This window comes from Meridianimarinicoccus marinus, assembly GCF_040689105.1.
GTDB lineage: Bacteria > Pseudomonadota > Alphaproteobacteria > Rhodobacterales > Rhodobacteraceae > Meridianimarinicoccus > Meridianimarinicoccus marinus.
This window is the reverse complement of sequence record NZ_JBFBVU010000054.1, coordinates 1-10,404: the sequence shown is the minus strand read 5'-3', so window position 1 is coordinate 10,404 and position 10,404 is coordinate 1. Positions and strand designations below refer to the sequence as shown.

Sequence of the window (10,404 nt, the reverse complement as noted above, 5' to 3'; positions counted from 1 at the left end):
TCACCTACATCCCCGCCCTCTCGACCTTCCTCCCAACAGCACTCATGGGACCGGAAATCATAACGAACTAGGGCGGATAGGCCTTAAGACGACGATGTTTCGAAAGCCCCGCCATTGGCGGGGCTTTCTGCATGGGGCGCAGCAGTGTTGATTTTCAGGGATCCGGTGATATAGTTGCATGATACAACTAAATACGCCGGGAAGGATCACCATGGACCAGGAAACACTTGTGACGGGCATACGTGCTGCCTCGCGCGATCTGGTGCGGCACTGGGGATTTCTCGGCCGCTCGGTCGCCGGGTCCGATCTGTCGGGATCGGCGGCCCATGCGCTGATCGAGATCGGGCGCACCGATGGTCTATCGGCCCGCGATCTCTCCGCAAGACTGCAACTGGAAAAATCCACCGTCAGCCGGCTGTTGAAATCGCTGATGCAACGTGGCGAAGTCGCGGAAACCGCCTCGCGCCACGATGCGCGCTGCAAACACCTGCATCTGACCGAGAGGGGCCGGCAGACGCTGGCGGGTATCGACCGCGTGGCCAAAGCCCAGGTGACCGGCGCCTTGTCCCGCCTGCCGTCCGATCGCCAGATCCAGATCCTGGAAGGCCTGTCGACCTACGCGGGCGCGCTGGGGCAGGTGGCCCCGATACCGCACCCTCCAGCGCCCGAGATCGAAATCCACAAGGGCTATGTCGACGGGTTGCTGGGGCGCGTGGCGCAAATCTGCGCGCTGCGCATCCAGAAGGACTATCCCTTCGGCCGCGCCTTCGAATGCCGGATCGCGCGGGACATGGCAGACTTCCTGCCGCGCGCCGACCGGCCCGAAAACGGTATCTGGCATGGCCGGGCCGGGGAGCAGATCGTCGGCAGCATCAGCATTGACGGAGAAAGCCTGGGCGAAGGCCGCGCGCATCTGCGCTGGTTCGCGGTGACCGAGGCGGCCAGCGGTGCGGGCCTTGGGCGGCGTCTGCTCGACAGGGCTTTGGCCCATTGCGATGCCCAGGGCTTCCCGGAAACCCACCTGTGGACCCTGAAAGGGCTGGACGCCGCGCGCCGCCTCTATGAACGCCGTGGCTTTATCCTGGCCGAAGAGTTTTCGGGCGACCAATGGGGCGCCACGGTGACCGAACAGAAATTCATCCGCCCCCGTCCGGTCTGATCGGCCAAACCGCAGCTTTTGCCCATTTTTCTTGGCGAAAATACTCCGGGGAGCGCGAGGGGCTGGCCCCTCGCTCCGACATCGCAATCCCCCGTGCGACACCCGCACCCCCAGACCAACGAAAAACGCCCCGCAACAGGGGCGGGGCGTTCGCATCAGGGAAGCAGCGGCTTAAAGGCTGTCTTCAATCCAGCTTTTCAGGGCCGCCTTGGGGGCCGCGCCGGTCTTGTTGGAAACCACTTCACCGTCCTTGTAAAGGAACAGCGCCGGGATCCCGCGGATGTGCAGCGCCTGGGCGGTCTGCATGTTCTCGTCGACGTTGACCTTGACGATCTTCACCTTGCCATCCAGCTCGTCCGACAGCTCTTCCAGCGCCGGGCCGATCTGCTTGCAGGGGCCGCACCATTCGGCCCAGAAGTCGACGACGACGGGCAGGTCGGCCTGTTTGACCTCGGTGTCAAAGGTGGCGTCGGTTACTGCTTGGGTTGCCATGGGATCCTCCTTGGCGCACTGAAACTCCTGAAGGCGGAACCTAGGTATCCGGCCCGCCAGCGTCAAGGCATGGTGGCGCCGCAAGCCCCCGCTGCAAGGCGTCCCGAACCAGCGCATCGGGCAGGGGCATCAGGCGCGCACCGCGCGTCCAGAGGATCGCGGTACGGATCTCGCGGCCCGGATAGATCTGTTGCAAAGCATGGGCATAGGCACCCATCTGCCGCAACAGCCCTTCGGGCACGGTCTGCGGCGTGTCGGGCACCTGCGGGTTGGATTTGAAATCAATCGCCAGAACGTGATCCTCGGCCACGATCAACCGATCCACCAGCCCGTACAGCGGCGGACCGCCGGGCAGGGCGGCGGTCAGCGGCACCTCGGCCAGATGGTGGCGTGCGAACAGCTCGGTCAGGGCCGGAGCGGTCAGCACATCGGTGGCCTCGGCCAGCAACGCGGCCCGGTCTGCTTCAGGGATTTCGCCCAACAGGTGATCGGCCATGGCGGGCCAGGACGCGGGCGCATGGCCCGGCAGATGTTCCAGCAGTTTGTGCAGAGCGTTTCCGCGCGCCTTGGCCGCCTCTTCCTCCAGGTTCTGGTCGCCGGGCAGCGCCTTGGCCCCGCCCAGATCCGACGGGCTGCGGGTTTTCACACGCTCTTCCACGGGCACGACGGGCAGGGTGGCCCAACCCGGCAGGCCCATGCGCTGTTCAGAGATCGCGACAGGCGTGGTCAGCGGTCCGTCAGACCAGGTGCCCTGTTCCAGCCGCAAGCCGGGACCGGTGGGGAAATCGCAAGGCTGCGCGCCCAGCCGGGTCAGACCGTCCTGCACCTGTTCGTGCCAGGTGAGCGCGTTCGACTTGGTGCCATTCTCGGCGGCGCAGACCCAAAGCCAGGTTTCGGCACGGGTCATGGCGACATAGAGAAGGCGCTGGCGCTCGGCTTCCTGCCGGGCGCGCCAGGCATCGCGGGCCTGGGCCAGCGCCTCGGGCATGTCGCCCGAGGCGGGCAGCCACGCCGGCCAGCCGTCCGCATGGGGCAGCACCTCGCCGGGTGTCGGTGCCTTGCGCTTGCCGCAATCGGGCAGGATGACCAGCGGTGCCTCAAGACCCTTGGCGCCATGCACCGTCATCACCCGCAGCCGCCCGCCCGCACTTTCGGCCTGCCGCTTGATTTCCACGTCGTCGGCGCGCATCCATTCCAGAAACCCGGTCAGGCTGGGCACATCGGCCTGCTCATAGGCCAGCGCCTCGGCCAGCAGGGCATCGATGGATTCCTCGCAATCCGGGCCAAGGCGCGCCACCAGCCGTTCGCGACCGCCGTGGCGCGTCAGGATGCGTTCCAGCAGATCGTAGGGGCGCAGGAAATCGGCCTGCTTGCGCAGGTCGCGCAGCGTCTCATGGGTCGGGCTGCCGGCGCGCTCGGTGCGCAGTGCGGCCCATAGCGTGCCGCGGCGCGGCTGCGCAAGCCGGTAAAGGTCATCCTCGGACCAGCCCAGCAGCGGCGAGCGCAGGGCGCAGGCCAGCGCCAGATCATCCTCGGGCAGGGCGAGAAAGGCCAGCAGCGCCAGCAGGTCGCGCACGGGCAGTTCGCGGGTGATGGTCAGCCGGTCGGCCCCGGCAATCTCGAGCCCCTTGTCCTTGCAGGCGCGCAGGATCTCGCGAAACAGGGCGTTGCGCCGCTGCACCAGGATCATCACGTCGCCCTCGGTCAGCGGGCGGCGCTGACCGTTGGTCAGGGGGATGGTCTCGCCCGCGTCGATCAGGCGGCGCAATTCGGTGGCGATCTTGTCGGCCAGCCGCGCGTCCTGATGGGTTTCTGACCGCTTGTCGACCGGATCGTACCACTCGGCGTCGTCCTGAGCCTCCGGCGCGGGTTCCAGCGGCCAGACATCGACGCGGCCGGGCAGGGCGTCGAAAAACGCCGCATGGCTGGGGGGGCCGCCGACACCCTCGCCCCTCTCGCCCGCGAACCCGGCATCCACCGCCGACAGGATCGCGCCCGCCGAGCGGAACGAATGCTGCAACTGCTGATCGCGCAACCCGTCGCCCTGGCCGGTCAGGGCGGTGGCGAACTTGTCGCGCATCCGGTCGAATTCGGCCGGATCGGCACCCTGGAACGAATAGATCGACTGTTTCTTGTCGCCGACCACAAAGATCGTCCGGGTCACCTCGTCGCGCGCCCCGGCACCGGCGGTCAGTTCGCGCGCCAGCAATTCGATCACCTCCCATTGCACCGGGTTGGTGTCCTGCGCCTCGTCCACAAGGATGTGGTCGATGCCGCCATCCAGCTTGTAAAGCACCCAGTCCGCCACCGCCGGATCGCGCAGCAGATCACGGGCGCGCAGCAGCAGGTCGTCGAAATCCAGCCAGCCACGGGCCGATTTACGCGCCTCCATCGCGGGCAGGAAGGCGCCCGCAAAGCCATGCAGCGCGGCGGTCTTGCGGGCGGCGGCCAGCGCTAGGCGGCGGGGGCGGGCCTCGGCCACCCGCGCCATCAGATCGTTGAGCGCCTCCATCACCCCGTCGCCCAAAACCTTTTGCGTGGCCTTGGTCGGGAAGGACCCGATCTTGGGGCCAAAGGGCACCTTGGCCCCCGCTTTGGTCAGTAGGACGTCCTCCAGCACCGTCAGCCCGGCCAGCGTATCGGGCGCGGTCATGATCGGGCGCAGCTTGTCGGCGGCCTTGCCATCGTTGCCGCCCTTGGCCTCCAGCACCCGAACCAGCGTGGTCAGCAGGTCGGCCTCGGATCCGTCGAAGACTTCGGCGAGCAGGGCGTCCTCTCTGAAACCCAGGGGCAGATCCAGCGCGGTCAGGCAGGCGGGCAGATCCATCGGCGGGGCGAAACCCTCGCGGTGCGACAGCACCTGCCGGGCGAGACCGGGCAGATCGTCGTCGGTCAGATAGGCGGCCACGGCATCGATGGCCATGGCGCCCGGTCCCTCGGCCAGCCCGTCCAGCACCTCGGCGAACAGCGCCTCGGCCGAACGGTCGTCAAGCTCGGAAAACCCCGGCGGCACCCCGGCTTCCAGCGGGAACTGGCGCAGCAGGGCGGCGCAGAAGGCATGGATGGTCTGGATCTTCAGCCCGCCGGGGGTTTCGATGGCGCGGGCAAACAGCCGCCGCGCCGCATCCAGCCGCTCGGCATCCAGCGCGCCGGTGACGCCCTTGCGGGTCAGTTCGGCGCGCAGGGTCGCGTCATCCAGCATCGCCCAATCGCCCAACTGGCCGAACAGGCGGTTCTGCATCTCGCTGGCGGCGGCCTTGGTATAGGTCAGGCACAGGATGTTCTGCGGCGGCACCTGGTCCAGCAGCAGCCGCGCCACCCGGTCGGTCAGCACCCGCGTCTTGCCCGAGCCGGCATTGGCCCCCAGCCAGGTCGAGGCCATGGGATCGGCAGCCGCGATCTGGCGGCGGGTGGCGTCGTCCAGCGGGGCTACCATCCCACGTCCTCCGGTTCGGGAGTGTCCGAGAATTCCCATTCGCCCCGGCGCGACAGATGTGCGTAGTCGCTCTCGTAGGTGATGGTCTTGGGGGCGGGCTGGGCGGTGTATCCCTGTGTGGGATCGTCATAGGCCGCGATCAGTTGCGCCAGTTCGTCCAACACCCGCGCGATGGGCAGATCGTCCAGCGGCGCGTCTTCTTCATCCAGATTGGCATTCAAACCAAGGTAGGCCGCCCGCGACACCGGCGTCGGCGGCAGATCCTCGAACCCCGCGGTTTCGGCAATCGCCACTTCCAGCAGCAATTGCTTGGCAAAGGCTTTCTGCACCTTCTCGTTGGGCGGCTTGCCGGTCTTGTAGTCATAGATCCGAAGCGTGCCATCAGCGGCGCGGTCGATGCGGTCGGCCTGCGCGGTCAGGGTGAAGCGCGCCTCGGGCAGTTCCAGCCGGCCCTTGCATTCGCCCGGGATCGGGTCGGCGTCGGCCTGCCGGGCGGCCTCGGCATTCAGGAAGCGGTCGGCGATGCGGGACAGTCGTCCGCGCCATAGCCGCCGCGCCGTGGGCCAGGGCAGTTCGGCCAGCGCGCGGTCGGCGGCGGTCATCATCGTATCGCGCCGGGTTGCCGGGGGCAGGGATTTCAGCTGCGGAACCACCTCTTCCATCAGCTTGTGCAGGACGATGCCGCGATCGCGCATGTCGGCGGTGGCGCGCAGCGGGTCCAGGCGGCGCAGGCCCAGGATGCGGCGGGCGTAGACGGTATAGGGGTCGCGGATCAGGGTTTCGACCAGGGTCACCGGCAGTTCGCGCGGGCGGTGATCCAGCGGCGGACGCGGCGCGGGGCGCGGGGCGGCGGGCACTTGGGCGGCGGGCCGGTCCAATGCGGCAGCCATGGCCACCCAGACCGCGCCCCGGGCGCGCATTGCCGACAGGGCCTCGGCCCCGTGCTGATCGGGCAGGCCCGCCATCAGGTTGGTCAGCCGGTTCAGCCAGCGCGAGGGCACGGTTTCGGCCTCGCCATCGCGGCGGGCACGGCTGAGGATCGCCTCGGGCGCGGCGATGGCCTGCTGGAAATCATGCGCCGACAGGCCGATGCGGCGTTCGGGCAGCAACAGCCCCGCCTGCGCCCGCATCCGCCGGTTCAGCCAGGGATCCGGGTCTGGCAATTCGGGCCAGTTGCCATCGTTGAGCCCGGCCAGCACCACCAGATCGGCGCCCTGCACGCGGGCTTCCAGCGTGCCCCAGATCATCACGCGGGGGTCGGGCCGGGTGGCGCTGCGCACCTCTCCGCCCAGCAAGGCATTGACCAGAAAGTGAAACTCTCCGGCATCCATCGCGCCCCCGGCGTCGGCCTCCTGTGCCAGTTCGGTCAGCACCCGGCGCGCTTCCTCGCCCGCGTTCTCGTCCCAGACCGGGGCCGGGACATCCGCAGGCGCGCCGGGACCAAGGCTGAGGCGGGTCACGAGGGTTTCAAGCCACGCGGTGTGACTAGCCAGCGACATGGTCCCGCGGCTGTCGTGGCCAAGGCAGGTGTCGCAGATCCAACCGACCCACAGGGCCACGTCCTCGGCCTCCCGCGCCCGCCGCGCGCCATAGGTGTTGGCCCAGGCGGTCAGGATTTCTGCGTCGGGAAAGGCGTACCCCCGGCGGCGCAGGTGCAATTCCAGCTCGCGCGTCCACAGCAGGTGCTGGCCCCGGTCCGCGGCGTCATGGACCAGCGGGTGCTTCAGCAGCACCAGCAGCGCCTCGGCGGTCAGCTTCTGCCCGGCCAGCGCGGTGACATGGCGGATCAACCGGCCCGGCGCCGTTTGCCGCAAAGGCGCGCCGGCGCTGTCGTCCGGCTCGATCCCCCAGCGGGCCAGCGCCGCCGTCACCCGCCGGGTCAGCATCCGGTCAGGCGTGATCAGTGCCGCGATGCGGCCGTCCTCGACCGCCTTGCGCAGGCACAGGGCCAGCGCGTTGGCCTCGCCGCGCGGATCGGGGGCCTCGATCAGCGTCAGGCCCTCAGTTGCACCCAGCAGATCCCCCAGATCGGGCCCGTCGCGACGCCAACCGTCGGTGACCGGAGCCGGGCGCAGCGCCAGCGACACCAGCCGGTTGCGCGCTTCACAGGGCGCGGGGCAGTCGGCCCAGTCGGGGATCGTGGCGGGATCGTGACCGAAGGCCTCGGCCAGCGCGGCAAAGCGGTATTGCGGGTGGTCCTGTTGGGCCAGCGGGTCGGTCAGACTGCGCCACAGGGCGGGCGGCATATGCGGATCGACCCCGGGCAGCACCACCGAGCCCTGGGGCAGATCGACCACCGCCCGCATCAGCCGCGCCGTGGTGCCACGCGACCCGGTGGAGCCTGCGATGATGACGGGATCCGAGGGCGGGGTGCGCTGCCAGTCCCGGATCAACCCGTCGACGATCAGCCGCTGCCGCGCCTCCTTGTCGATCCCGCCCCCGGCATCGGGCGTCAGGAACTGCCCGGCCAGCGCGATGAACTTCTGGCTGCGCGCCCAGTGGCCGGACTGGTCGGTGACGTCCAGCCCTTCGATGGCCGACAGCGGCACGCCCTCGCTCTGCATCTCGGCCAGAAGGGCGGTCAGGCTGGTGGCCAGATCGAAGGCGGCACTGTCCGGGGCGAGGTCGGGTTCGATCTCCAGCAGGCGGGCGACCAGTTGGCGCAGCTCAAGCCGTCGCCGCAGGGGCGGGATCGCGGGCGGCAGATCGGTGCTGGCGGCCTGCCCAAGCTCTGCCACCAGCCGGATGCGCGGCAGCAGGCAGGGCGGGCCTTCGGTGAACAGGGCGGTGACCCGCCGCTCCATCCGCCGGGTGTTGACATACAGTGTCACGCGGGCCAACGCTTGGGGCGGCGCATCGGCAAAGCGGGCGCGCAGCCCGGCAACCAGTGCGGCGGGAAAATCCACGCCCGGCGCCACGCGATAAAGACCGGGGGCGACAGGCCGGGTCATGGCAGCACCTGCCGTGGCGCGATCAGCATCGCCTCAGCCAACGGAATGGCCTGTGGATGGCCCACGTCGCACCAGCCGCCGCGATGCACCACGCCGAACAGACGGCCCTCGGCGCCATAGCGGTTCCACAGCAGGTTCAGCGAAAATACCCGGTCGGGAATCTCGGACAGGCCTGCGGGGTCAAGGATCTGCGTGCCGGAATAGACATAGCCCGCCCCGCGTGTCAGGTGCCCATCGTCTGCGCGGCTGAAATCCCCGGTGCCCTTGTGGCCAGTTGCGTGCGCCGCCGGCACCAGGCACAGCAGCGCCGACATGCGGCTCGGATCCCAAGCCGCGCGCAGGGTCTCCAGCGGGTTCGGCCCGGTCCAGACCGCATCGGTGTTCATCGTGAAGACCGGCCCCGAACCCAGATGCGGCAGCGCGTTGCGCAGCCCGCCGCCGGTATCCAGAATATCCGGCGCTTCGGTCAGCACGGTCACGCCGCGCCCATCCAGATGCGCCGCGATCATCTCGGCCTTGTAGTGCGCGTTGACCACCGTACGCGCCACGCCCGCCTCTTCGGTCAGTGCCAGCGCATGGTCCAGCAACGGCCGGCCCGCCACTTCGATCAGCGGCTTGGGGCAGGCGTCGGTCAGGGGCGCCATGCGGGTGCCGAACCCCGCGGCAAACAGCATCACGGCGTCGGGACGGTTCCGCATCGCGCTCTCAATTGGGTCAGGAATTCGGGGGTCGGGGTGGGCAGGGCCGCCGTGGCCGCGCGCACATCCTTCAGGGCGGGGTGGGCCAAATCGCCTTGCAGATGGTCCCAGACGCGGGGGATCAGGTCGACATAGCGCGCCTTTCCCATATGCAGGCAGAGCCGGGCAAAGACGCCCAAAATGCGCAGGTTGCGCTGTGCCCCGAGCACCGCCAGAGCAGTGGCCAACGCCTCGGGCGGCGTGCCTGTGGCGGCAGCAAACCGCGCCTCCAGCCGGGTGCGAAGGGCCGGCGCCAGATCGCGGCGGGCGTCCTCCAGCAGCGACACCAGATCATAGGCGAGCGGCCCGGCAAAGGCATCCTGGAAATCCAGCAGCCCAACGCGCGCGGGACCCGTACGGCCCGGCAGCCAAACCAGGTTCTCGGCATGGAAATCGCGATGCGTCAGCACCGGCGTGTCCCAGCCCTCAAGCGCGGCCAGAACCGGGTCCAGTGCTGCGGCAAACCCGGCGGCCAGATCGGGCTGCGGCGTGCCAAGACCGGCGTACCAATCGGCGGCAGGCGCGGTCATCTCGGCCAGTGTCGATGGGCCAAAGCGCGGCACGTTGTCGGGCACCGGGCAGGCCTGCAGGGCCGCCAGAAGATCGACGGCGGCCTCGTACAAGGGCGTCTCGCGCGCCGGATCGGCCAGGATATCCTGCGCGAACATGGTCTCGCCCAGATCTTCCAGCAGCAGCAAGCCGTCGTCAGGCTGACCGGTCAGAATCCGCGGGGCGCTCAGCCCGTGGTCCACAAGTTGCCCGGCAAGCGCGGCAAAGCGCACTGTGCTGTCGTCCGGCAGCGGCGGCGCGATCATCAGCACGGCGGTCTGGTCATCGGGCTTGCGCAACCGTTCATAGCGACGGCTCGAGGCGTCCCCGGCCAGCGCCTGCCGCGCGGCCTGATGCCAATCGGCCGCCTGCAGAAATGCCGTCACACGGTCAGTCATCCGAACACCCACTCGTGTTTAGCACCGGCGCAAGCCGCGCAGACCAACCAGGGTCCCGCGACGACAAGGTGACCGCCCGTCGATCATCCTCCAGCGGGGCGAAGGTCAGAAGCAAGGCGTGGGACGGCAGGTCGTCTCCCATCCGGTCGGGCCATTCGATCAGGCACAGCGCGGACCCGAAGGCCTCCTCCAGCCCCAGCTCGAACACCTCGTCCGGCATCGAAAGGCGGTAAAGATCGCTGTGCCAGATCTCCAATTCCCCGGCCTGATAAGTCTGCACAAGCGTGAAGGTCGGCGAGGGGATGTCCTCATCCTTTCCAACGGCATTCAACCGGTGGCGGATCAAGGTTCGGGCAAAAAAGCTCTTCCCTGCGCCGATGGGGCCCGCCAATGCCAACGTGTCCCCCGCGCCCAGCTCGGGCGCCAGCGCGCGGGCCAGGCGGGCGGTAGCCTCCTCGTCGGGCAAGGACAGCGTCAAGGGCAGGGGTGCGGTCATGGCGGGACTATGCTGCGCCGCGCGTGGGGCGGCAAGCCGGTTGAAACGTATTCCTCCGGCGAGGGCCGCCTGACGGTCTCTGACTGGTGATGATAGGTCCGACTTTATACGCGACCTTACATTCGAACCCCAGATTGAAGTCCTTTCTGCCGCGGACGGCGTTCGCCGGCGGAATTGGAGCGATGC

At 68.7% G+C, this 10,404-nt stretch carries 7 protein-coding genes; 1 reads left to right on the top strand and 6 read right to left on the bottom strand.

Annotated features, from left to right (window positions below; genetic code table 11):
- Positions 1-211: 211 nt before the first annotated feature.
- Entirely contained in the window at positions 212-1,159 is a 948-nt protein-coding gene (locus tag AB0T83_RS19610; protein WP_366194900.1) for a bifunctional helix-turn-helix transcriptional regulator/GNAT family N-acetyltransferase, read from the top strand.
- 171 nt (positions 1,160-1,330) lie between these two features.
- Here AB0T83_RS19610 and trxA read toward each other — a convergent pair whose 3' ends face one another.
- The 6 genes from trxA to tsaE are packed head-to-tail and all read right to left on the bottom strand — an operon-like array spanning position 1,331 to position 10,218.
- On the bottom strand, positions 1,331-1,651 hold the full coding sequence (trxA, locus tag AB0T83_RS19605; RefSeq protein ID WP_366194899.1) for a thioredoxin: 321 nt from the start codon (positions 1,649-1,651) through the stop codon (positions 1,331-1,333).
- A 40-nt stretch (positions 1,652-1,691) separates the two neighbouring features.
- Entirely contained in the window at positions 1,692-5,087 is a 3,396-nt protein-coding gene (addA, locus tag AB0T83_RS19600; protein ID WP_366194898.1) for a double-strand break repair helicase AddA, read from the bottom strand.
- Positions 5,081-8,038: a double-strand break repair protein AddB gene (gene addB / locus AB0T83_RS19595; protein ID WP_366194897.1), complete on the bottom strand. Its 2,958-nt coding sequence runs from the start codon at positions 8,036-8,038 to the stop codon at positions 5,081-5,083. Before addB ends, addA begins: the two co-directional genes overlap by 7 nt.
- On the bottom strand, positions 8,035-8,736 hold the full coding sequence (locus tag AB0T83_RS19590) for a nucleotidyltransferase family protein (protein ID WP_366194896.1): 702 nt from the start codon (positions 8,734-8,736) through the stop codon (positions 8,035-8,037). Before AB0T83_RS19590 ends, addB begins: the two co-directional genes overlap by 4 nt.
- Positions 8,712-9,722: an aminoglycoside phosphotransferase family protein gene (locus tag AB0T83_RS19585; RefSeq protein WP_366194895.1), complete on the bottom strand. Its 1,011-nt coding sequence runs from the start codon at positions 9,720-9,722 to the stop codon at positions 8,712-8,714. The genes AB0T83_RS19590 and AB0T83_RS19585 overlap by 25 nt, the downstream gene beginning before the upstream one ends.
- Positions 9,715-10,218 (bottom strand): tRNA (adenosine(37)-N6)-threonylcarbamoyltransferase complex ATPase subunit type 1 TsaE, encoded by a 504-nt coding sequence (gene tsaE / locus AB0T83_RS19580; RefSeq protein WP_366194894.1) that lies wholly within the window; start codon positions 10,216-10,218, stop codon positions 9,715-9,717. Before tsaE ends, AB0T83_RS19585 begins: the two co-directional genes overlap by 8 nt.
- Between the last annotated feature and the right edge of the window lie 186 nt (positions 10,219-10,404).

Bases quoted from the DNA above. Each gene is read 5' to 3' on its own strand.
- AB0T83_RS19610 (WP_366194900.1), top strand. From the start codon at position 212: ATGGACCAGGAAACACTTGTGACGGGCATACGTGCTGCCTCGCGCGAT.
- trxA (WP_366194899.1), bottom strand. From the start codon at position 1,651: ATGGCAACCCAAGCAGTAACCGACGCCACCTTTGACACCGAGGTCAAA.
- addA (WP_366194898.1), bottom strand. From the start codon at position 5,087: ATGGTAGCCCCGCTGGACGACGCCACCCGCCGCCAGATCGCGGCTGCC.
- addB (WP_366194897.1), bottom strand. From the start codon at position 8,038: ATGACCCGGCCTGTCGCCCCCGGTCTTTATCGCGTGGCGCCGGGCGTG.
- AB0T83_RS19590 (WP_366194896.1), bottom strand. From the start codon at position 8,736: ATGCGGAACCGTCCCGACGCCGTGATGCTGTTTGCCGCGGGGTTCGGC.
- AB0T83_RS19585 (WP_366194895.1), bottom strand. From the start codon at position 9,722: ATGACTGACCGTGTGACGGCATTTCTGCAGGCGGCCGATTGGCATCAG.
- tsaE (WP_366194894.1), bottom strand. From the start codon at position 10,218: ATGACCGCACCCCTGCCCTTGACGCTGTCCTTGCCCGACGAGGAGGCT.